Annotated in this window: 20 protein-coding genes and 1 pseudogene; 9 read left to right on the forward strand and 12 right to left on the reverse strand. The window is 46.3% G+C overall.

Translation table 11 applies throughout. From position 1 onward, the window contains the following. Window positions 1-51 precede the first annotated feature (51 nt). Window positions 52-1,422, forward strand: a complete 1,371-nt coding sequence (locus tag OH458_RS15205) for an L-serine ammonia-lyase (protein WP_269978948.1) — start codon at window positions 52-54, stop codon at window positions 1,420-1,422. Window positions 1,423-1,470: 48 nt separating this feature from the next. On the opposite strand, the gene OH458_RS15210 is transcribed toward OH458_RS15205, so the two are convergent. Further along, window positions 1,471-2,595, reverse strand: coding sequence for a M14 family metallopeptidase (locus tag OH458_RS15210; RefSeq protein WP_269978949.1), 1,125 nt, complete (start codon window positions 2,593-2,595; stop codon window positions 1,471-1,473). A 279-nt stretch (window positions 2,596-2,874) separates the two neighbouring features. Here OH458_RS15210 and OH458_RS15215 point away from each other — a divergent pair, with 279 nt between their 5' ends. Next, a complete protein-coding gene (locus OH458_RS15215) occupies window positions 2,875-4,350 on the forward strand; it encodes a peptide MFS transporter (protein WP_269978950.1) in 1,476 nt (491 codons plus the stop codon). A gap of 64 nt (window positions 4,351-4,414) precedes the next feature. On the opposite strand, the gene phnR is transcribed toward OH458_RS15215, so the two are convergent. From phnR to yjjG, 5 genes are all read right to left on the reverse strand, one after another. Then, window positions 4,415-5,113, reverse strand: coding sequence for a phosphonate utilization transcriptional regulator PhnR (gene phnR / locus OH458_RS15220; protein WP_269978951.1), 699 nt, complete (start codon window positions 5,111-5,113; stop codon window positions 4,415-4,417). Between the two features lie 82 nt (window positions 5,114-5,195). Further along, window positions 5,196-5,630, reverse strand: coding sequence for a GNAT family N-acetyltransferase (locus tag OH458_RS15225; protein ID WP_269978952.1), 435 nt, complete (start codon window positions 5,628-5,630; stop codon window positions 5,196-5,198). 144 nt (window positions 5,631-5,774) lie between these two features. After that, complete coding sequence (locus OH458_RS15230; RefSeq protein ID WP_038137289.1) at window positions 5,775-6,380, reverse strand: DUF1294 domain-containing protein; 606 nt, start codon at window positions 6,378-6,380, stop codon at window positions 5,775-5,777. 271 nt (window positions 6,381-6,651) lie between these two features. Next, window positions 6,652-6,861, reverse strand: a complete 210-nt coding sequence (locus tag OH458_RS15235) for a cold shock domain-containing protein (RefSeq protein WP_269978953.1) — start codon at window positions 6,859-6,861, stop codon at window positions 6,652-6,654. 64 nt (window positions 6,862-6,925) lie between these two features. Beyond that, window positions 6,926-7,600: a pyrimidine 5'-nucleotidase gene (gene yjjG, locus OH458_RS15240; RefSeq protein ID WP_269978954.1), complete on the reverse strand. Its 675-nt coding sequence runs from the start codon at window positions 7,598-7,600 to the stop codon at window positions 6,926-6,928. 244 nt (window positions 7,601-7,844) lie between these two features. On the opposite strand from yjjG, the gene OH458_RS15245 reads away from it, so the two are divergent. The 4 genes and pseudogenes from OH458_RS15245 (at window position 7,845) to OH458_RS15260 (ending at window position 11,093) form a co-directional block, all read left to right on the forward strand. After that, on the forward strand, window positions 7,845-7,976 hold the full coding sequence (locus OH458_RS15245) for a hypothetical protein (RefSeq protein ID WP_269978955.1): 132 nt from the start codon (window positions 7,845-7,847) through the stop codon (window positions 7,974-7,976). Window positions 7,977-8,154: 178 nt separating this feature from the next. Continuing rightward, on the forward strand, window positions 8,155-8,805 hold the full coding sequence (elbB, locus tag OH458_RS15250) for an isoprenoid biosynthesis glyoxalase ElbB (protein WP_269978956.1): 651 nt from the start codon (window positions 8,155-8,157) through the stop codon (window positions 8,803-8,805). A gap of 298 nt (window positions 8,806-9,103) precedes the next feature. Next, the gene (gene yiaY, locus OH458_RS15255) at window positions 9,104-10,252 is read left to right on the forward strand and encodes an L-threonine dehydrogenase (RefSeq protein ID WP_269978957.1); all 1,149 of its coding nucleotides are present in this window, start codon (window positions 9,104-9,106) and stop codon (window positions 10,250-10,252) included. Between the two features lie 110 nt (window positions 10,253-10,362). Beyond that, window positions 10,363-11,093 (forward strand): annotated as a pseudogene (locus tag OH458_RS15260) (dienelactone hydrolase family protein). A 64-nt stretch (window positions 11,094-11,157) separates the two neighbouring features. On the opposite strand, the gene secF reads toward OH458_RS15260, so the two are convergent. The 4 genes from secF to OH458_RS15280 all read right to left on the reverse strand — a co-directional run bounded on the left by secF (window position 11,158) and on the right by OH458_RS15280 (window position 15,306). Continuing rightward, window positions 11,158-12,060, reverse strand: coding sequence for a protein translocase subunit SecF (gene secF / locus OH458_RS15265; protein ID WP_269978958.1), 903 nt, complete (start codon window positions 12,058-12,060; stop codon window positions 11,158-11,160). 2 nt (window positions 12,061-12,062) lie between these two features. Further along, complete coding sequence (secD, locus tag OH458_RS15270) at window positions 12,063-13,892, reverse strand: protein translocase subunit SecD (protein ID WP_443088527.1); 1,830 nt, start codon at window positions 13,890-13,892, stop codon at window positions 12,063-12,065. A 166-nt stretch (window positions 13,893-14,058) separates the two neighbouring features. Beyond that, a complete protein-coding gene (locus OH458_RS15275) occupies window positions 14,059-14,535 on the reverse strand; it encodes a hypothetical protein (protein ID WP_038214257.1) in 477 nt (158 codons plus the stop codon). Window positions 14,536-14,637: 102 nt separating this feature from the next. Then, window positions 14,638-15,306, reverse strand: coding sequence for a hypothetical protein (locus tag OH458_RS15280; protein WP_269978960.1), 669 nt, complete (start codon window positions 15,304-15,306; stop codon window positions 14,638-14,640). 56 nt (window positions 15,307-15,362) lie between these two features. Between OH458_RS15280 and OH458_RS15285 the strand changes: the two genes are divergently transcribed. Both OH458_RS15285 and OH458_RS15290 read left to right on the forward strand, forming a co-directional pair. Beyond that, window positions 15,363-15,932, forward strand: a complete 570-nt coding sequence (locus OH458_RS15285; RefSeq protein ID WP_269978961.1) for a hypothetical protein — start codon at window positions 15,363-15,365, stop codon at window positions 15,930-15,932. Between the two features lie 241 nt (window positions 15,933-16,173). Next, window positions 16,174-18,447: a bifunctional diguanylate cyclase/phosphodiesterase gene (locus OH458_RS15290; RefSeq protein WP_269978962.1), complete on the forward strand. Its 2,274-nt coding sequence runs from the start codon at window positions 16,174-16,176 to the stop codon at window positions 18,445-18,447. Between the two features lie 43 nt (window positions 18,448-18,490). Here the strand turns inward: OH458_RS15290 and OH458_RS15295 are convergent, their stop codons facing one another. Together OH458_RS15295 and phhA are read right to left on the reverse strand one after the other, a co-directional pair. Beyond that, complete coding sequence (locus OH458_RS15295; protein ID WP_005472312.1) at window positions 18,491-18,820, reverse strand: 4a-hydroxytetrahydrobiopterin dehydratase; 330 nt, start codon at window positions 18,818-18,820, stop codon at window positions 18,491-18,493. Then, window positions 18,813-19,604 carry a phenylalanine 4-monooxygenase gene (phhA, locus tag OH458_RS15300; RefSeq protein WP_038141142.1) on the reverse strand — a complete coding sequence of 264 codons (792 nt, stop codon included), beginning with the start codon at window positions 19,602-19,604 and terminating at the stop codon, window positions 18,813-18,815. The genes OH458_RS15295 and phhA overlap by 8 nt, the downstream gene beginning before the upstream one ends. Window positions 19,605-19,826: 222 nt before the next feature. Here phhA and OH458_RS15305 point away from each other — a divergent pair, with 222 nt between their 5' ends. Beyond that, on the forward strand, window positions 19,827-21,815 hold the full coding sequence (locus tag OH458_RS15305; protein WP_269978963.1) for an acetoacetate--CoA ligase: 1,989 nt from the start codon (window positions 19,827-19,829) through the stop codon (window positions 21,813-21,815). Window positions 21,816-21,834 lie beyond the last annotated feature (19 nt).

Genomic DNA, 21,834 nt, shown 5'->3' on the forward strand with positions numbered 1-21,834 from the left:
AGGCCTGATTAACAGGCTCAGTCAGCAATTCTCTATACAGGAATCAAGTTTATGCTGTCGATTTTCGATATCTTTAAAGTGGGTGTGGGCCCTTCAAGCTCACATACAAATGGGCCAATGCTCGCAGGTTACCACTTTACCAGACAACTCGCTCACTCGATCACGAAAACTCACCGTGTTCAGGTCGACTTATTTGGCTCATTGTCTCTCACAGGCAAAGGGCACCACACCGACCGTGCGGTCATTCTCGGATTGCTTGGCAATAAACCCGACACCATCAAAATGACCAGCGCAAAAACGGCACTTGCGCAAGCCATTGAGGGCGGTAAGCTGTCACTCGCGTCAGCCCATACCATCAGTTTCAGCTATGAGAATGATATTTTGTTTCATAGTGACAACTTACCACTCCACGAAAATGGTATGTCGATCACTGCCTATGATGCGCTTGGCACGCAATTGTTCACCGAAACCTACTATTCCATCGGTGGAGGGTTTATCGCCACCGCCGATGAGATGCAAAATGGAAAGCAGCAAGACGATGTAGAGGTTCGCTACCCCTTCTCGAGCGCCGATGAAATGCTCAATCAGGCAGAGCAAAACGGTCTCAGCTTAGGAGGGATGATTTTGCGCAATGAGCAAAGTTTTTGGTCAGAGGAAGAGATTGACCGTAAAGCAGAGCAGATCTGGAAAGTGATGTCCTTGTGTATGCAGCGCGGATTCGAAACCGAAGGGATTCTAGAAGGTGGACTGAATGTGACCCGACGCGCGCCTAACCTACTTAAAAAACTCGAAGCTAATGCGGCAATTGAAAACGATCCGATGGAAATCATGGATTGGATCAATCTGTTCGCGTTTGCCGTCAGTGAGGAAAATGCCGCGGGCGGTCAAGTTGTCACCTCACCGACCAATGGTGCGGCTGGGGTAATTCCGGCTGTGCTTATGTATTACCATCGCTTTATCAAAGAGCTCGATTTAAAGCAGATTAAGGACTTTATCGCCGTCGCAGGCGCTATAGGTATCTTGTATAAAACCAATGCGTCTATTTCAGGCGCAGAGGTAGGCTGTCAGGGTGAAGTTGGCGTCTCTTCTTCGATGGCAGCAGCAGGGCTTACCGCACTGCGCGGAGGAAGTAACGAGCAGATTTGTATAGCGGCTGAGATCGCAATGGAGCATTCATTAGGCATGACCTGCGATCCTATCGGCGGGTTAGTCCAAGTGCCATGTATTGAACGTAACGCCATGGGCGCAATGAAAGCGATCAATGCCTCTCGTATGGCGCTCAAGCGCACCAGTAAGTGTCTTATCTCGCTCGACAAAGTCATCGCTACCATGTATCAAACCGGCAAAGACATGAACCGAAAATACAGGGAAACGTCATTAGGAGGACTGGCCGTAATCCATATGGCTCCGCCTTGCGAATAATGATTGGAAAACCCAGCGACATCGCTGGGTTTTCTTATCATTTCAAGGTTAGATTTTATCCGATACCGCCCATACTGCAGCTAAAGTATCATGACCAAACTTAATGCTTCGCTCTGGTGACCAGCCATACAGTGGGTCCGGATAATCGTTGTTATCTTTAAATGGCATCTCTACCGTGTAAGAGAGACACTTAAACTGCTCCCCCACCCAGTTTGAGCCAACCGTCAAGTTTGCTTTGCCCGGCTCATCTTTGTCGTAACCGTGCTCATCTTGAAACTCAGGTGTCACTGCGTGCAATGCGTGTTTAAATGCCGATTCTAAGCCCGCTAGACGCTCATCGTAAGATGGAATGCCTTCAGATCCCGCAACAAAGTTATAAGGGATCGCCTCATCACCATGAATATCTAGGAACATATCAACGCCTGTTTCGAGCATCTTCTCGCGTACTAAGAATACCTCAGGGCTACGCTCCATTGACGGCGTTTGCCATTCACGATTCAAGTTCACGCCAATCGCATTGCAACGAAGATGGCCTCGAATCCCGCCATCTGGGTTCATGTTTGGAACCACGTAAAGAACGGCTTTTTCAAGCAATGCGCGTGCTGTCGTGTCATCTTCATCCAGTAAACGCTGTACTAGCCCTTCCATAAACCATTCAGCCATCGTCTCGCCTGGATGTTGACGAGCAATCAACCAAATCTTTTTCTTACCTTCTTCTGGTTCACCAAAGGTAAGCAAGCTCATGTCATTGCCATCAAGGGTTTGACCCAGCGTTTCCAACTGGCAATGGTGCGCACTTTGCGCCATATGCAGTAAATCTAAATGACGGTCATAGCTGTATGGGGCAAAGTAAGCAAAATAAAGTGAGCCGCGCTCTGGGTAGATTGAGAACGTGAGGGTATCACCATCAAACTCAGCAGGAACTCTAAACCACTCTTCTCGATCATAAGATGCGACAACATCGTAACCTTGCCATCCTTCAGGGTAAGCCGAGCCTTTTAAGTCAAGCAGTTTGATGGTGTGTTTTTGCTCAGCTTCCGTTTCTAAACGAAAATGGAACCACTGATAAAACTCAGACTGGTTGTCATTAGGAATTTTAAGTTGAATGTCTTCCTTACTCTCTATGCTAACGATTTCGATGCTACCACTATCGAAGTTGCTGAAGATCTTCATAAAGTTACGTTCCTTTTACATTTGAGGTCAACACGGGCAGGCTATCACAAAGCTCATCAACAAAACATCGAATTCCCATGCAGTTAACCAGCCCAACTGAATAACAAATATCCAACGCAAACGATTTGGATCAATTTCATTATAAAAATTTATGCGAAATAGACAAAAAATCGTGCATCAATAGGGTTTTCTGCGATAATTGTTTCAATTTATAACATACCACGGAATTATAGCATTACAGTTGTTAACTCTGTGTTATACCAATTAAAAGAGAATATTATGTGGAATAAATTGAACAAATCAATGATGTTCTGCCAAGCTATGTTTGGCTTATCATTCTACGGTGTCATGGTGATTCTAACTCGCTTTTTCCTAGAGGATTTAGGATACAGCGAGGCAGATACAATGATGGTAGTTGGTGCGTTTTCGTCGATAGGTCCACTGTTCGCCATCGCGGGCGGTTTTATAGCAGATAAATTCCTTGGCGCATACCGTTCGTTGACGATTGCTTATGGCGCATTTGCGACCGGATACACCTTGCTTGTCCTTGGTGCGTCAGCAACTAATGTTCCGCTGGCCTTGGTGGGCATTGCATTGGCAAGCTACGCTCGAGGTTTGATGTCTCCTTCTTACCCAAGTCTTTACAAACGTACCTTTGCTTCAGAAGAAGACTTTGAAAACGGCTACCCAGTCAACTATTCCGTAAACAACGTTGGTGCGCTGCTGGGCCAATACCTATTCCCAATGTTTGTCTTGGTGATCGGCTTCCACGGCAGTTTCACTCTATCTGCTGTAATGGCTGCATTTGCGTTTGCGGTACTCATCATCTTCAATAAGCAGCTAGTGAACGTTGCCGCCGACATCGACCAAAAACCGGTGAGCACCAAAAACTGGATTGCCTTTCTTGGCCTTTCAGCAGCAATGGTTGGCTTAGTATTCTTCATGTTCTCGAACATGGATATCGGCCAAAACATTGTCTACGCTATCGGCGCAGCCGCGATTTTGTATTTCATCTCGCTGATGTTTAAGTCTGGCAAATCTGACGCGTTGAAAATGGGCACAATCCTAATCATGACGGTGCTGACGACCTGTTTCTTTGTTTACTATGGCCAAATGATGACCTCAATGACCATGGTGACGATAAACACAATGCGCGGTGATCTGTTCAATATTATTCCGATTGCTCCTGAAGCCTCGATGGCAATGAACCCATTGTGGTGTATTGTTGCGGGTCCGGTTATCTCAATGACCTTCTCAAGTCTTGAGAAAAAAGGCATCACTTTTTCTACCGCGACTAAGATCGGTTTTGCATTCATCTTCACAGCTATCGCGTTTGGTATTTTAACGATGGCCGTCATGAACATTGGCGAAGATGTGATCATTCGCCCTGAAGTGTTCCTAGCCATTCACTTCTTCCAAGCGTTTGCAGAAGTGATTGTAGGTAGCTTAGTTGTTGCGTTTATTCTGTCTGTTGCGCCAAAACACATCGAAGGCTTCTCAGTGTCGCTGTTCTCGGTAGCAATGGCGTTGAGTGGTATTGTCGGTGCGGTTTTCTCTACGTCTATTGCGTTAGAGAAGGGACAAGAAATCACCCAAGAAATCGTTCAAAACGTCTATGGCGATTACTTCCAACTACTTACTGTTTTAGCTGTTGTGATGGTCGCGATCGCTCTGATCTGTTCATTCGTGATTCGTAAGATGCTTATCGTCGCACGTGCAGAGCAACAACCAGAACTCGTTGAAGCAGAGCAGTAATCTGCGCTAAAACCAATAAGCCCCTGAATCAATCAGGGGCTTATCAACCTTCATCGACGACCACTCAGCGGGTAATCGTACTCTCTATACTGACCGCATCATGACGCCAATATTCAATTGACGCATCCACTATCCTTCCCTGCTCATCGTAGTTAGTACACTCAATCATCAGTGCTGGTGTCCCTACCGTCGCGTTTAGAGCATAGGCAATATCACCTTGCAGGCCTGTGGTCGTAATGCGTTGTTGCGTCTTTCCATAAGAGAGACCGTAGTTTTCGCGATAAACCTGAGTCAACGACATTGAAAAATCCACTTCAAGCAGGTTTGGGACCATTGCAGGCTGAACGTAATGGACGACATAGCAAACAGGGCGCCCTTCAAGGTAGCGTACCCGTTCAATCTGATAGATATCAGAAAACGGTGCTAGTGCCATCAGTGCCGACGCGTACTTGTTCGCTAACGTCGATTTGGACACAAGAACTTGAGTTTTACCTTGACGGCTTTGCTGGTTCGAAAGTTCTCGAAAACTAATCGATACTGAAGGATCGAGCTTTAACGTCGGCCGAGAGATAAACCAACCTCTACGATCCTCACGAAAAATGCGCCCTTCTGATTCTAGTAATGACAAGGCTTCACGCAAAGTAACGCGCGTCGTATCAAACGCTTCTGCGAGTTTTCTCTCAGACGGTAGCTTCTCGCCTGCTGCGAGCATTCCGGTTTCGATTTGCTCAACAATCGCGTCTTTAATTTTTACGTATTGCACAGTCTTCCCTTTGGTTAACCATTACTTTGTTTGACAAGCGATTATACACGCAAACTAGATCAATGAGTGGCAAGAAGTTGCTTCACGAGCAAGTGGATTTATGTGGCTTACCTATCCAAGAGACAGCCATCTTTGTGTAGGCGACATCGCCTTTGTAAAAGCACTCCCCTTCAGGTTGTAAGCCAAACTTCGTGTAGATGCCAGTAGCACTGATGCGCGCGTCGCACCAAAAGTGCTCAACACCACTCGCTTTGAGATCGGACATTATGCGAGTCAACATGGCTTTACCGATACCTTGCCCTTGAAACTCGGAGCGAGTTGCAAACTTTCGTAACCGACTCACCTTACCCGACGTAAAAATTGAAGCCACTGACACCAACTCGCCGTGTCGATAAGCACCATAGTGAAGACCTTTATCGTCATTGCTCACGCGGCAAAAATTGATACTTTTGGTCGGCCAAAGTACAGCATGCCGAATTGGCAAGGTCTCTTCAGCAGAAATAAGACGTATATCCAACGCATCCTCCTTCCTTAATTCGTCCCTAGTTTTGCTACAGGTTAGGGAAGATGTAAAGGGAAAGAGCAACGCATCTATTATTGAAGCGAGGGAAAAGTATTGAGGCGAGGGAAAAAGCGGCCCTAACATAAGGCCGCTTTCAGATCAGAAAGACGCAATAAAGACTTGGAGTTGGCTAATTATGCTTGCCAGAGCCATGCTCCCTTCATAGGTCAGCGTCCAACAATAAAAACCGATGTTGAGCGTTATCGATGCCCAAAATAGAAAACGAAACTCCACATTGGTGTATTTGTGGTGCAAGATCGACTGAGCGAGCAGAGCACCAGGCCAGCCTCCAAACAGATTAAGTAAATAGAAGACCATATCCGGTACTTGGCTGCCACCAGTGTGCTGCGCTTGTTTATCGACGGAATAGATGAGGTAGGTGACCGTTGAGAGGGCAATCGCACCAACAAGAACAACAGGTGGGAAGTTAAGTAAAAACACGCTCGCAACCATGGTCGAAACAAACCAAATCGCGACAGCCAACGGAAAACTGAAGACAAATTGCCGCTCAACATGAACCGCTTTTAAGGCTCCTTGCTCATCTTCGGCAAGACGAAACTGTACTCTGTCTCTTAGCCGAGGCGGGTGCCCGAATGCTTCAAAATCAAATAAGTCAAACCTTACTTGTGCCTCTTGATCATCAACTGAAATATAGCCGTATCCCTTGTGATGATTCCACTCACTGATCGTTCCTTGAATAGCCATTGTCATTTACCCTATCGCGCCACACGCATCACCATGCAGCACTGTTGCCTAACGTAACGTTTAATTGTTTTATATGTATGCGCGTTAAATATAGACAAGTAAGAAACAATAGGCATAGTAGCCATCACAATTTCATAACGAAATAGTTATATAACAATCAATAGACAGGTAGAGCCGTGTAAAAGACGGTTGAAGAGGACAAACTATTATCTCCGTTAATGAACAAAGGCGCCGTAGATAGCGCCTTGAAGGCCCATTAATAGTAGGGAGATTATCGAACAGGCATGATGTGCAAAGCCATAGCGCACCCGCTCATATCGCGCTCAGCATCGAAAGCCACGCGTTCAGAAATGTAAGGCGGTTGAGCCCCTAAATCCATGTCACGAACATGAAAGAACAGCGTCTCGTCTGAAATATCTGCTCTAATGAGGCCAATCCCATGTTTTGAGTCCCAGTTTACAACTCTACCTACCATCGCCATTGTTGAATCTCCTTTGCGTTCTTAACCCTTGTACTGAGCAAAAGAAAAGAACGATCACTTGGCATCACGCGAGTAGAATACTTTTTAACTCATGCAGCGACTCAACCTGATAATTTGGTCCAATCCCCGGAATATTGGCTTCTCCAGAATGGTTTAACCAGCACGTCTCAATGCCAAAATTGATCCCGCCAAGAATGTCTGAGTGAGGGTTGTCACCCACCATAAGTATTTTGGATTTGCATGGGGAGCCTATTTTCTCATGCGCATACTGGAAGATACCAACATCAGGTTTAGCGACTCCAACCTCTTCAGAGATGATCACGTGATCGAAATAGTGCGTCATCCCCGTACGCTCAAGACGAATAGCCTGGAGTTCGGTAAATCCGTTTGTGATGATGCCAAGCCTTGCTTTACCGTGCAGAGATTCAATCAATTCTTGCGCGCCCGGTAGCATGGTACAAATATCGGCCATTGCATCAAGAAATGCGCTATTTAGCTCACTGGTCGTCGTACCCAGTTTGTTTGCCCACTCGGTAAAGCGGGTATGTTTTAGCTCGTCCGCGGTAATCTTTCCATCTTGGTAGTCAACCCATAGAGGCTTGTTAACCGTTTGATAGTGCGCAAAGTCTTGCTCAGTAAAATCAACCCCTTTGCGAGAAAACATCAATTGCATTCCCTTAAACGCATCAAAGTGGAATAAGGTTTCATCGGCATCGAACAGAATCCAATCGTACTTCATTTGTCTCTCCTAACGTTAAGCAACCAGTTTAATCCTTTTCAATCCAATTGGAAACGAAGGGATGCAGTGATTAGGGTCTGTTGATCCTGTCACCTTCACTCACATATGCCAGCATGACGATGTGATGCAAAGCCCAGAACATAAGATTGACGTGATTAGTCAGCCAACAAGTGACGCAAAGCAAATTCATCCACAATAAGAAAATGCACTATTGGCTTAAGAAAGAAAACCATTGGAGTCTGATATGAAACGTTTTTTCCCATCCAGTGTAATGCTTACTCCCTTTGTCGTTAAATACTATTCAGACGACGAACGAGACGACGATGAACTTGATCCCGTAGAAGACGTCGAGCAACCGCCCACAAACGATGAATAGCCCACTTTTATCGAGTAAACAATCGTCCCAATCTAAACTCTTCATTTCATCGGGCTTGCTATTTATGAAACCTGAGCAAGCCCTGCTTACGACTTATCTATGAAACTGCGAGCTCGTTATTAGCGCACTCGCCTAAATTCAACTAGCCTAATGACGACAAATAGATAAGGAAAATCCCATGAAAAAAGTTGCGGTCATACTCAGTGGCTCAGGTGTCTTTGACGGAGCGGAAATCCACGAAGCGGTGTTGGCGCTTTATGCGATTGAAAAAGAAGGAGCAAGCTGGCATTGCTTTGCTCCAAATATCGAACAGCTTCATGTCATCAACCACAAAACAGGCGAAGAAATGAGCGAAAGCCGAAACGTACTGGTTGAATCTGCGCGTATCGCACGAGGTAAAATCGAAGATGTCGCAAAACTCAACGTCGACGACTTTGATGCGCTTTTGTTGCCGGGCGGGTTTGGTGCCGCGAAAAACCTGACCGATTTTGCCGTTAAAGGTGCAGAATGCAGCATCAATACCCATGTCGCCTCAGCATGTCGCGCCTTTGCCAACGCAGGTAAACCTGCCGGATATTTATGTATTGCTCCCGTTATCATACCGATGATTTATAAAGACCAAGTAAAAGGCACCATTGGAGCAGATGAAGCAACGGGTGTCGCGTTCAACGCATTAGGTGGTGAACACATTGAATGTGCGGTGAATGACTATGTCTATGACCAAGAGCGCAAGGTACTTTCTACCCCCGCCTACATGTTAGCAGAAAACATTTCTCAAGCCGCTTCTGGGATTGAAAAGCTGGTCAGAAAGCTAATAGAAATCGCATAAAATCACTTCAAATTATAAACGCCCATTAAGGTCAAAATCTTGATGGGCATTTTTTGCTCAATTCACAACCAATTGTAATTATTGATAAAAATAATAAATCTGTTGGTAAAACGATTGCGTCAACGCACGAAAATTTAACAATACTATCACCGATAAATATGCAACAAGAGTTACATCACAGTTTTAGTCTCAAGCTACCACTTTTGGGTGAGAGAATTGCTCAAGATCAATTCTGCATCGTGAAATTTTATGCGAATCTAACTGCAACTCTTAAATCCTATAATAATGGAGTCATCCAATGACAAGTGCATTTTTCATCCCTACAGTAAACCTAATGGGTGCAGGTTGCCTAAAAGACGCAACTGACAGCATTCAATCTCAAGGCTTCAAAAAAGGTCTTATCGTTACAGACAAAATCTTGAACCAAATCGGTGTGGTAAAACAGGTGCAAGATCTACTAACTGAGCGAGCAGTTGAGACTGTAGTATTTGATGGCACACAACCAAACCCTACTATCGGCAACGTTAATGCTGGTTTGGCACTTCTAAAAGAACATCAATGTGATTTTGTTATTTCTCTTGGCGGTGGTTCTCCACACGATTGTGCTAAAGGCATTGCGCTTGTTGCCTCTAACGGCGGACAAATCGCAGATTACGAAGGCGTTGACCAATCAGCAAAACCAATGCTGCCACTTATCGCTATCAATACGACAGCGGGTACCGCTTCTGAAATGACGCGTTTCTGCATCATCACAGATGAAGAGCGTCACATTAAGATGGCGATCGTAGACAAACACACAACACCATTGATTTCGGTAAACGATCCTGAATTAATGCTTGCAAAACCAGCGTCATTAACCGCTGCAACAGGTATGGACGCTCTAACTCATGCTGTGGAAGCGTACGTTTCTATTGCTGCGACACCAATCACTGATGCGGTTGCGATTAAAGCGATTGAGCTGATTCAAGCCCACCTACGTACAGCGGTTGAAAACGGCGATGACATCGAAGCTCGCGAGCAAATGGCTTACGCTCAGTTCATGGCAGGTATGGCATTCAACAATGCGTCACTGGGTTATGTTCACGCAATGGCGCACCAATTAGGTGGCTTCTACGACCTTCCACACGGCGTTTGTAACGCGATTCTTCTGCCTCACGTACAGCGCTACAATGCGCAAATTTGCCCAGAACGTCTACGCGATGTTGCAAAAGCGATGGGTATTGAAGTTGAAGGCATGACCGCTGAGCAAGGTGCAGAAGCCGCGATTGATGCGATTGTAGCACTTGCGAAAGACGTGGGTATTCCTGCTGGTATCCAAGAGCTAGGTGCAAAAGCGGAAGACATTCCAACACTTGCTGATAACGCGCTAAAAGACGCATGTGGTTTTACTAACCCTAAACAAGCAACTCACGAAGAAATCTCTGCCATCTTTACCGCAGCGATGTAACGTACACTTTCTTTCCTTTACTCCAGTTCAACCTCCCTTCGGGGAGGTTTTTTTGTACTATCGTCTCCTTTAAACCGTACTACACTTTCTGAAACCACAGGAGGTGATCGATGAAACAACTGATTTTCCTTTTCTTTACGCTTATCAGCGCCGCAAGCATTGCTGGCGAAAAAAAATTTACAATGTAAATGGCAACGAGTACGAGGGCTACTGGATGAAAGCTGGAGATGACGCCCCGTTGGTTTTACTAGTTCACGACTGGGACGGACTCACTGACTACGAGATGAAACGGGCGAAAATGCTTTCCGATATGGGCTACAACGTATTTGCTGCTGATCTTTTTGGCAAAGGTGTCAGACCCACCGAAGTAAAAGACAAAAGACAACATACTGGCGAACTCTATAAAGATAGAGAGAAGCTCAGAGCTCTCATGCAAGGCAGTTTGGATTACGCGGCGTCTTTAAGTGGGAATGCTGATAATGTGGTTGTCATGGGGTATTGCTTCGGCGGAGCCGCTGTTTTAGAGTCTGCTCGCGCAGGGATGAAGTCCAAAGGTTTTGTCACCTTTCATGGCGGTTTAAGCACGCCGGAAGGACAAAATTACCAATCCACCACCGCCCCCATCTTAGTTCTACACGGTACTGCGGACTCAGCGATTCCAATGTCGCAATTTGCACAGCTTGCGACCGAGTTGGAAACACAAAAAATCGCCCATGAAATGATCACCTACAGTGGCGCTCCTCATGCCTTCACCGTGTTTGGTAGTGATCGTTACCGTGCCGACGCCGATAAGAAATCTTGGCAGCGATTTGGTGAGTTTTTGCAGCAAAACACCCAATAAAAAAGAAGGCTAGAGATCGCTCTCTAGCCTTTGCTTAGTGCAATTTACCCTATTTAACGCCTGCTTAAGGCGCAGAGTCTACTTCAACCGGAAGGTAGTGTTTTGGCTCCAGTTTTAGCCATTCTGGCAGCACAGTGCCAATTGAAATGGAAGACCACGTGCCCGAAAGAATACCGATAAACATCGCCACAGCGAATCCTTCCAACGCATTGCCACCCATTAACCACAATGCAGAGACCGTCATCAAGGTCGTGCCTGACGTCACCATAGTTCGGGAAAAGGTGGCAATGACCGCTTGATCATTGATGGTCTCGGTTGGCGTTGACTGTTTCGCTACCAACAGCTCGCGAATTCGGTCAGCGATGATGATCGAGTCATTCAGCGAGTAGCCTAAAATCGCGAGTATGGCGGCGAACACCGTCAAGTTGAACTCCATTTGAGTCGCAGCGAAGAAGCCTAACACCAGAACCACATCATGAATCAACGCCAACAGTGAACCACTCGCTAATCGCCACTCAAAGCGGAAGCAGAGATAGCCCAAAATACACATCATCGAGATAAGCAGCGCAAGTCCACCTTGATCAACAAGATCATCGCCAACTTGAGAGCCAACCATACTGCTGCTGACCACCGACACGTGATGAGATACTTTACTCAGCACCTGATTGATATCAGGGATAGTTTGCCCCGCTTCTGGGATTGGATAGCGGATAACCCAGCGCCCTGCGTCATCAGAGTGAGTAACTGACGTGAATTCCCCAAGTTCTGGTTTGAGCGTGTTCAACAAATCATGGCTTGTTAAGCTCTTGTCTACTTGGACTTCTGTCACCATGCCGCCTGTGAAATCCAACCCCATATTGAGACCGCGCGCGCCCAATGCGACAAGCGATACCACCATCAAGGCAACAGACACAATACTGGTAACGTAACGAATTTTACGGATGTTTTGTTTTAGAAATTCGACCATGATTAAACCCTCACATCGCGACGACTGTCACGTCCCCAAACTAAGTTGATAATTGCGCGAGATGCGAACACACCGCTAAACATACTGGTCAACAGACCTAGCCCCAATGTCAGCGCAAAGCCTTGAATTGGACCATTACCAATTGAATAAAGCACGACTGCGGTAATCATGGTGGTGATATTGGCATCTAAGATGGTGCTTAACGCACTACCAAATCCCAAATCTATGGATTGGGCAAATGTGCGCCCTTCTGCGAGCTTGTCTTTGATTCGCTCAAAGATCAAAACGTTGGTGTCCACCGCCATACCCACTGTCAACACCAGGCCAGCGATACCAGGCAAGGTCAATACTGCGCCAGGTAGCAGAGCGATAAGGCCAAGTAAACTCACCATATTGATCAACAGCGCGACGTTTGCCACCCAGCCTAGACGGCGATACCAAAGCGCCATAAAGGTTAAAGTCATCGCAAGGCCAAGCCCTAGAGCGGCAAAACCATTTTGAATGTTTTCTGCCCCCAATGAAGCGCCGATGGTTCTTTCCTCAACAATCGTGACTGGCGCAGTCAATGAACCCGCACGAAGTAGCAGAGCAAGATTTTGTGCGTCTTCCATCGAGCCGGCGCCGGTAATTCGAAATTGGCTGCCAAGCTGCGATTGAATCGTCGCAACACTGATAACACGTTCACTACGCTCAGTCTCGCCTTTCGCATTGGTCGTGTACTCGCTGTAGACGGTCGCCATCGGTTTACCAATATTGCTACCAGAGAAATCACTCATGATCTTGCCACCAGCATGATCCAATGAGATGTTAACTTCTGAGAAGCCCATCTTATCGATACCAGCACGCGCGTTCACAATGTGTTCACCGGTTAAGACGGCACGCTTGGCAAGCACCACATCTCGGCCATCATTGTCTTTCAGCACAATGTCTCCGTAGCTTACCCCTTCCGATGGCGATTTTGCTTCGTGAAACGCCAAGGTCGCGGTGGCACCGATGACGTTCTTCGCTTGAGACGGGTCTTGAACACCGGGTAGCTCAATTCGGATACTGTGTTCACCTTGACGCTGCACCGCAGCTTCTGTGATACCCAACTCTTCAATACGATCACGCATGATTTTTAGGTTTTGCGTAATAGTAATGGTTTGGAATTCTGTCTTGTTTTGTTGAGTTGGTTTTACCGCCAGATAGTCTGAATGGCGTTTAACATCCCAGCCTGGATAATTCTGCTTCAGATAAGTCGCCACGCGAGAGAGTGACTCTCCAGCTTCGCTCTTGACATCAAAACCGTCGACGCCAACCTGAGCAAATTTCACCCCGCGAATACGCTCTTGACGAAGCATGTCGCGCATTTCATCCACCAAAACGTTGCGTTGTTCTTCAAACGCTTTGTCGATATCAACATTCAGCAGAAATTGCACACCACCGCGCAAATCCAAACCCAGTTTGATCGGACTAAAGCCAAGCTCTCCCAACCACTCTGGTGCCACCGAAACGTAGGAGAAAGAGATCGAGTCTTCTTTTCCAATCAAGGTATTTAACACTTCACGTGCATGAGTTTGCTGAGTTTCATCTTCAAACACCAAGGTCGTGCTGTTGCCCTGCTGCACAATGCGATCGGCTTTGATATTGTGCTGATCTAAATAGCGGTTTAGCTCCGCAGGGTTGTTGAGCACGCCACCATCTTGTGACGTTGTCACCTGAATTGAGGGCTGTTCGCCATACCACGTAGGTATAGCACTCAGTGCTAACAGTACAATCGTGACGACAAGCACCACATATTTCCACGCAGAGTAACGATTCATCACTCGCGCACTTTTCGCCTTATTGGCCATATTTCGCTTCATAATTTTTCTTAGTATGTGCTCGCCCCTTCAACTTGCGTAAAGGGCGAAAATCGGCAATAGGTCGCCATTGACTTCTGCGTGAGAACGTCACGGAAGCATCAAAAACGACAAACTTGGAATGTCGCTAATAGCATTAACGACCGGCTAGAATGGATTAAGCGAATTGGCTGTTTAGCGCGACGTAGAGGGCGTTAGACTCTTTCCAACCAGAAATGCGATGGCTGGATGTCAAGGCATCATCGACCCAGTACTCATTGGCTGGTAACGGGTGACAATAGGGTTTATAAGGTGAAGATGGATTGAGGTCAGCGAGATTAGATTCTGCTTGATTTGAGTCCGATTCGTCAGCAATGCGGCCAGACATCCCCCATCGGTTGAGGTTGATGATGGCAACAACATCAATCGTACCTTCCGACTGAGAAACAGGACTAGAACTGGAGTCTTGTGCTTTTCGAGATGCATCAAACAGAGCCTGAGCATCATTTTTTGATAGCGGTGCAAATTGGCTTGAAGACGGGTCAAGTCGGGCGCCAATATCACTTTCAGTTTGGCTTAAATATGCCACTGCATGCGCTGGTAAAACCATCGCAAACAAAGCAAGCCAAAGAAGTGTTATCACCCGTTGGTACATTCACGTAACCTATCAAATCAATTACGTGGATAGTAGGCCCTCGAAAGCGCCGCGACAACTAAAATTATCTAAAACTTAAGCTTTCAGTTTTGGTAGACCCCGTTAGCGGTAGAAAATTTCGCCACTGCGTATGTCCAAGTAAATCTTATTTGCTTGTTTTAGACCTCCGCAATAAACGAAGTAAACATCACGCTCGTTAAAGGTGAGTGAACGCATCCAGCCTTTAGTTTCCTCAAAGTCTTCCGGTGTGCACGTTTTCTCTTTGAGTAGCTGATCGGTTTTCTTCACAAACATTTCAAAATGCGCTTTGAAATCATCGGAGTCTTCAATGTAACTGCTAACTGTTTCTCTGCGCTCATCTTTGGTGATGGTAGGTGCTACCTCTAGTAGTGCGTCCATTGGAACCCACTCAGCCACTTCCGGACCGCCCTCTTCATACACATAGTACGCTGAGATTCTTCCCCACCCATCTTTCTTTTCGAGCACATGCAATTTATCACCACGGTAAACGACACTCTCAACAAACGCACTATGGTCTGGCGACTCGCGCACACCCAACCTTTCGGGACTGACGTAGTAATCGGTAACAGGCGGCTTTGGCGGTTGAGGTTTTTCTTTGACGATGTTGAGCGGCTTTATTGGCTCCTCGGCATTTTCCATCTGACTTGCCAGTTCCGCATCTTGTTTGGGTTTAAGATAGAAAATGCAATATCCCCCTCCCGCACAAGCAATACCGACCAGCAGCAAAACAATCATAATTATCTTTTTCATAGTGATGCCGATTCTTTTCCTATACTTATTACATCCTAACTCACGCTCACATTCAGATGAAATGGCTCTCGTTTACTTCTACTATAACGGCAGCTTGGCTCTGCACTTTACCCTTTCATGGCACTGCGGCACACTGCGATGCAAAGGCGTGGGATCAACTTGTCAAAACACAGCAGAAAATTGACGCCAGTTACAACCAACATGCCGAGAGATTTAACCGCCTTCTCCAATACCATCGACAGCAGCCCTTTTTGCACCAAGCATTCTCTTCACAAGAGCTCAATACACTTTGGGTCACAGGAACACCAAGCGCAAAACAGAAATTTGAGCTGCAAATGGAGTCTTCTCGACATCTAATTCAGGCGATCAACGAAGAGAGCCAACTCATATCTCGACTGGAGCAAAACGTGAAAGAGACGCGTACTCAATGGCGCGAACTTGGTGCCCACTGCCATGATGCACGTTACGCCACAAACAGCGTTATTAGTGATAACTACGTTAGAAGCAATGACGCCCTACTCGCGAGTTTAAGCGAATTACTGTCCAAATTAGCCACAATCCAACATCGATACCGCCTAGAACTCTCTACGTTGATGGCGGTTTCTAATCCACCACCTAACCGTTAGATACGCAGAAAAGTTTGTAACTTTCTGTGTCTCTTTTGATAAAAAGCCGCGCTTCCCACAAACACTTTTCATTTATTGTCATTTTCATCAATAGTTTATAAAAACTTTACATGATATTAATTATCATTTGCATAAATGTCATTTTTCATTACCATTTATAGCACGCCAACCATCCATATTTATCGCTTTGAAATTATCACTGTCTATTAAACACGTTGCCTTCATTTGGCTAGCTGGCATCTTGCTTGCCATTACAAGTGTCGCGACCGTTTACTATTACGAATCCAAACAGATGGAAGCACAACTCGAACGACGCTTAGAGACGAAGATTCATGCTCTTGGCCAAACACTCGATTCGACGCGACATTTGATGTTTCTGACTCGTGCTTTTCTAGAAAACAGTAATCAGGCATCGCAACGGCAGTTTGAACAATTTCTCAGTGGTCAAACAGGAACAGATCGCGGTGTACATTCTATTGTGTGGGCGCCTAAAACGGCCATCGAAGAGATTCCTCAGTTAGAAAAAGCCGCCGCAACGCATGGATTTCTTGGCTATCGAATCGAGCCACCTATTGATCCGCAAATCCACTTGCCGACGTTTCTACAAGGTTCCACCCTCCCTATCTACTACGTCTCGTCGATATTCGAAGCCAGCGATGACTGGGGACTTCGGCTCGAAAGTCGAACAGAAAACCTCTATGCAATCACACAATCTTTTAACCACAACAGAATTGGCGTTGCTCACTATGAGCACGACAACCAGACGGGCATTCGACTGTTTCTACCGCTGTATACGGACAACCAACAACTCAAAGGATGTTTGGTTGCCAATATCGTCCTACACGAACTCTTAGGTCTAACCTGGAAAGAGGACATTAATTCAGCCGACAGCCACATTTCTGTCTATTCAGAAGCCGCAGATAAAGTCATTTTCCAATCACATATCAATACGTCACTGAGTGATCAGAAGCTGTCCGAGCGTACCGTCACACTTGAAAAACCTTACTACAATGCGCTTTTTGACCAACACTGGATAGTGTCGGTGTCAATGGTCGATAGGACGGGAAGTACCGCCATGTATGGTGCCACGCTGGTTGCACTGATTCTTGCCCTAACAGTAAGCGCAACACTGTCCGCCAACTTTTATGCGACGCGCCTGAAAGTTTCCGACCGAGTCATCGCAGAAAAAACCCAGTCACTCGCCATTCAAGCGGTTAAGGATAGCTTAACTGGTTTATCCAACCGAAGTGCTCTCGCTCAAGAGGTGGAACTGCGGCTAGCTCAACTCAAATTAGGACAAACCAAAGGATTTTCTATCCTTTTTATCGACCTAGATCGTTTTAAAGTCATCAACGACTCGATGGGCCACCTGCATGGTGATAGGTTGCTTCAACTTGTCGCCCAACGCTTAACCGCAAATTGTCGTAACCACGATGTAAGTTTTCGATTTGGTGGGGATGAATTTGTGATCTGTTTACCTGAGCTGACCGATAAGCAGAGAGTGAGTCAGATTTGCAAACGCTACGCCCAGCTGCTCAGCCAACCATACATATTGGACGGTCAACGCTGTTACATAGGTGCCAGTATCGGTATTTCGATCGTCACTGATTACAATCGAAGCCTAACGGAGATTCTGCGCGAAGCCGATACCGCAATGTATCAAGCCAAGAGCTCCACTCATGACAAAGTGGTTTTCTTTCACGAAACCATGTTTCAAAAAGCCAAGCAGAGATTCACGCTCGAGCAAGAGCTCACCAACGCACTGGCTTTGAAGCAGCTCTCGCTGGTTTACCAGCCTATCTATGAAACACAATCGGATGACATTGTTGGTTTTGAATCACTGCTTCGTTGGAACCACCCTAAGTTTGGCCACGTCTCACCTGATGAGTTTATCCCGATCGCCGAAGAGACTGGGCTCATCATCTCGATTGGGGACTGGGTAGCAAAAGAATGCTGTAAAACTCTGCAACGCTTATGGCACGACCCAGCGATTAAAGTGATACCACGGATTAACATCAATGTCTCCGCCAAGCAGTTTGAGTCAGAACACATCTATAAAACGCTATCGCGCCTATTAAGCCATTGTGACTTTCCTGCTCACTTCATTGGCGTTGAGATCACAGAATCCATGCTTTTGAGTGACGACTGCAGTGCGCAGCAACTGCAGCGAATCAAGGACCTTGGGATCACCCTCTACCTAGATGATTTCGGTACCGGTTATTCGTCACTTTCAGTCATCAATGACTACCCAGTAGACGTGATCAAGGTTGACCGCAGCTTTGTCAGCCGTATCGCACTTGGCCAAACCAACGCAGATAGCCTTTGCCAAGCCATCATCAACCTCGCCCATACCATAGATTTAAAAGTGGTCGCAGAAGGGGTCGAGACGCCGCAACAACTGGCTATCTTGACTCAATATCAGTGTCACTATGTACAGGGCTACCTAAAATCTAAACCAGTGAGCGTCTGTAAGCTTGAACAATGCTTAAATCAACAAAATCGACAAAGTGCATAAAAAAACCTGCATGAAGCAGGCTTTGGAAAGGGTAATCCGTAACTTAACCTAAGCGGTCACATTTGGCTGCACAGATAAAATCATTTTGATGTAGGCCTTTAATCGAGTGACTCCACCAAGTTACCGTGACTTTGCCCCATTCAAGCAAAATGGATGGGTGATGGAACTCCTCTTCTGCCAGCTCAGACACTAAATTCGCAAATGCCCACGCCAACTTGTAGTTCTTAAAGGTATAAACTTTTTCGAGTTGTGGAATGCCGTCTCGCTCTAGCATCGTCCAGCCATCGAGTTCCGTTAAGAGTAGTCGTCGTTCTTCTTCACCTAATGCTACTGCACTGCTTGTGCACGCTTCGCATCGTAATTCATTAAGCATGTGTCACTTCCTTTGGTTCAAATAGTGGCGGCAAAAGCCCTGCCTTCATCGCTTGTTTAACATGGAACATCAAATCCATTTTGCTGAGTTTGTATAACTGTTCAATATCGTCGAGTACAAAGTATTCCGGCTGCATAATATCGATTCGATATGGCGTTCTTAATACCGTGTGTATATCAAATGATTCTCGCAGCGGCTTAGAATCTCTTAGGGCGTAATTGGTTTCTCCCGGAGAAGAAAGGATGCCCCCGCCATAAATCTTAAGTTGACCATTTTCACGCACCAAACCAAACTCGACCGTAAACCAGTACAAGCGAGCGAGATAGACTCTCTCCTTTGCACTGGCTTCTTTGCCTAACATGCCGTAAGTCTGAGTAAATTCAGCAAACTGCGGATTGGTTAACATGGCACAATGACCGAAGATTTCATGAAAAAAATCCGGCTCTTGTAAGTAGTCGAACTCTTCTCGGCTTCGCAAAAACGTCGCAACAGGAAATTTGCGATCCGCGAGTAACGCAAAAAAGCGGTCAAAGTTGATCAGTGCAGGCACAGGTTCGACTTGCCAACCTGTCTCCCTCAAAAGCACTTGGTTGATTTCTGGCAGCTGAGGAACACGCTCGATCGGTAAATCAAGCATTTGCAATCCATCCAAATACGCTTTACACGCACTCTGCTCTATTAACGCCAGTTGCCGCGTAACGAGGTCATGCCAAATGGCGTCTTCCTCTTGCGTCCATTCAACAAATCCTTGCTCGTTCACTGGCTTAGATACGTACTGCGTCATTGTCATTTCCTCTAACAATTTCGTTACATAAAGCCTATCGCGATGAGTGATTGGTGACAATTTAACCCACTACATCTGGGTCAAATCGCGTGTAACAATAATTTTACATTTGACATTTTTTCTCTTATTTATCAGCACTCTGAATATGGTCCATTTGTTTGACTTTGTATAAATTTCCAACAAGACTTAAACAACAACAAGGAAATCATCGACGAGGATGTCATGTCGCAGTGTGAAGTCAGTAACAACGAGCCGATCTGGGCTCCAAGCCCACAAAGAATTGAGTCTTCTAATCTTCAACAATTCATCAACCACGTTGAGATTCAAGGCCACAACATCAATCATTACAGAGACTTACATCAGTGGTCGGTCAAACAAAAGAAAGATTTTTGGTTGGAAATTTGGCAGTTTTGCGATGTTATTGGTTTTAAAGGCGACTGCATTCATGGCGAAGGATTGGCCCGCTGGGGAGAGTTTCAACCTAGCCGCGATACCATTTGGTTTCCTCAAGCGCAGCTAAACTACGCCGAAAATTTACTTGCTCAAGCCTTCCAAGCGCCTGACGATATCGCCATCTGGTTTAAGAACGAACGGGGCGAATCGCAAAAAACCACGTGGCAAGAACTGTGCGATCAAGTGTCGATTTTACAGCAATGGCTCATTCACAATGGTGTTGGCCAAGGCGATGTGGTTGCGGGTTACCTGCCGCACATGACGGAAACGGTTATCGCTATGTTGGCAACCACCAGCCTTGGGGCGATATGGACCTCTACCTCACCCGATTTTGGCGTCGAAAGTGTGACAGAACGTTTTGGTCAAGTGCAGCCCAAGGTTCTGTTTTGCTGCAACGGCTATCAGTTCAACGGTAAAACCTTCAATATGGAGCACAAAAACCGAGAAATTGTCGCCTCATTGCCAAGCATCACCAATACCTGCCAAATTGATTACCTTCGCCAAGGCTTCACCGATTCCATGAGTAACGAGACGTTTTCCGATTGGGAAGCGATATTGGCTAGCTTTCTCCCCCGTGGTACCCATTATCAACGCATCGGGTTTAATGATCCTCTGTTTGTGCTCTACTCTTCGGGCACAACGGGAAAACCCAAATGCATCGTCCACTCTGTAGGCGGCACCATACTCAACCACTTGAAAGAGCATCAACTTCACTGCGATATTCAGCCAAAAGATAGGGTCTTCTATTACACCACCTGTGGATGGATGATGTGGAATTGGCATGTCTCTGCGCTGGCGAGTGGCGCAACCCTAGTGATCTTTGATGGCAGCCCGATGTACCCCAACCCAGATGTGCTTTGGCAACTGGCGGATGAAGCCAAAGTAAGCTTGTTTGGCACTTCTGCCAAATACTTAGAAGCACTTGAAAAAACAGCATTTAGACCCGCAGAGAGCTATGACCTGTCGAGCCTTAAAACCCTCTGCTCCACCGGCTCGGTGCTTTACCCAAATCAGTATGACTTCGTCTACTCCGACATCAAAGTCGACGTACATTTGGCGTCTATCTCAGGCGGTACCGATATCTGCGGATGTTTTGTTTTGGGTAACCCAATTTCGGCTGTCTACCGTGGTGAGTGCCAAGGTCCGGGCTTAGGTATGGACGTCGCGGTCTACGATGAACACGGTATCGAAATTACGGGTAAGCGAGGAGAGTTAGTCTGTAGAAACAGCTTCCCAAATCAGCCACTCGGTTTTTGGGGTGATACCGGAGAACGTTACCACAAAGCGTACTGGAACAAGTTCGACAACACATGGCATCACGGGGATGACGTGGCGCTGACCCAAAGCGGTGGCATGGTGTTCTACGGTCGAAGTGATACCACCCTAAACCCCGGCGGTGTGCGGATCGGGACGGCGGAAATCTATCAGCAAGTGAATGGCCTAACCGAAATTAAAGATTCAATTGCCGTGTCGCGACATGTGGATGGCGATGAAAAAATCGTGTTATTTGTCCAAATGGAGTCATCACACGTTTTTAATGACAGTTTGGTTGAGCAGATATGTACCACGCTAAAACAAAAATGCTCACCAAGACATGTACCCAGTGAGATTTATCCGCTGAGCGAGATCCCTAAAACAAAATCTGGGAAGCTGGTGGAACTTGCAGTCAAGCAAGTACTGCATGGTCAAGAGGTTAAGAACAAAGGCGCGATCGCCAACCCAGCCGTACTGGAGGAAATCATTCAATACGCCAATTGATCAAAAAGCCCGGCTGAAA

Source organism: Vibrio sp. MarTm2, from assembly GCF_027587055.1.
Taxonomy (GTDB): Bacteria; Pseudomonadota; Gammaproteobacteria; order Enterobacterales; family Vibrionaceae; genus Vibrio; species Vibrio sinaloensis_D.

Excerpts from the sequence above, each read along its gene's own strand:
- OH458_RS15205 (WP_269978948.1), top strand. The coding sequence starts at position 52 with ATGCTGTCGATTTTCGATATCTTTAAAGTGGGTGTGGGCCCTTCAAGC.
- OH458_RS15210 (WP_269978949.1), bottom strand. The coding sequence starts at position 2,595 with ATGAAGATCTTCAGCAACTTCGATAGTGGTAGCATCGAAATCGTTAGC.
- OH458_RS15215 (WP_269978950.1), top strand. The coding sequence starts at position 2,875 with ATGTGGAATAAATTGAACAAATCAATGATGTTCTGCCAAGCTATGTTT.
- OH458_RS15230 (WP_038137289.1), bottom strand. The coding sequence starts at position 6,380 with ATGGCTATTCAAGGAACGATCAGTGAGTGGAATCATCACAAGGGATAC.
- OH458_RS15235 (WP_269978953.1), bottom strand. The coding sequence starts at position 6,861 with ATGGCGATGGTAGGTAGAGTTGTAAACTGGGACTCAAAACATGGGATT.
- yjjG (WP_269978954.1), bottom strand. The coding sequence starts at position 7,600 with ATGAAGTACGATTGGATTCTGTTCGATGCCGATGAAACCTTATTCCAC.
- OH458_RS15245 (WP_269978955.1), top strand. The coding sequence starts at position 7,845 with ATGAAACGTTTTTTCCCATCCAGTGTAATGCTTACTCCCTTTGTCGTT.
- elbB (WP_269978956.1), top strand. The coding sequence starts at position 8,155 with ATGAAAAAAGTTGCGGTCATACTCAGTGGCTCAGGTGTCTTTGACGGA.
- yiaY (WP_269978957.1), top strand. The coding sequence starts at position 9,104 with ATGACAAGTGCATTTTTCATCCCTACAGTAAACCTAATGGGTGCAGGT.
- secF (WP_269978958.1), bottom strand. The coding sequence starts at position 12,060 with ATGGTCGAATTTCTAAAACAAAACATCCGTAAAATTCGTTACGTTACC.
- secD (WP_443088527.1), bottom strand. The coding sequence starts at position 13,892 with ATGGCCAATAAGGCGAAAAGTGCGCGAGTGATGAATCGTTACTCTGCG.
- OH458_RS15275 (WP_038214257.1), bottom strand. The coding sequence starts at position 14,535 with ATGTACCAACGGGTGATAACACTTCTTTGGCTTGCTTTGTTTGCGATG.
- OH458_RS15280 (WP_269978960.1), bottom strand. The coding sequence starts at position 15,306 with ATGAAAAAGATAATTATGATTGTTTTGCTGCTGGTCGGTATTGCTTGT.
- OH458_RS15285 (WP_269978961.1), top strand. The coding sequence starts at position 15,363 with ATGAAATGGCTCTCGTTTACTTCTACTATAACGGCAGCTTGGCTCTGC.
- OH458_RS15295 (WP_005472312.1), bottom strand. The coding sequence starts at position 18,820 with ATGCTTAATGAATTACGATGCGAAGCGTGCACAAGCAGTGCAGTAGCA.
- phhA (WP_038141142.1), bottom strand. The coding sequence starts at position 19,604 with ATGACGCAGTACGTATCTAAGCCAGTGAACGAGCAAGGATTTGTTGAA.
- OH458_RS15305 (WP_269978963.1), top strand. The coding sequence starts at position 19,827 with ATGTCGCAGTGTGAAGTCAGTAACAACGAGCCGATCTGGGCTCCAAGC.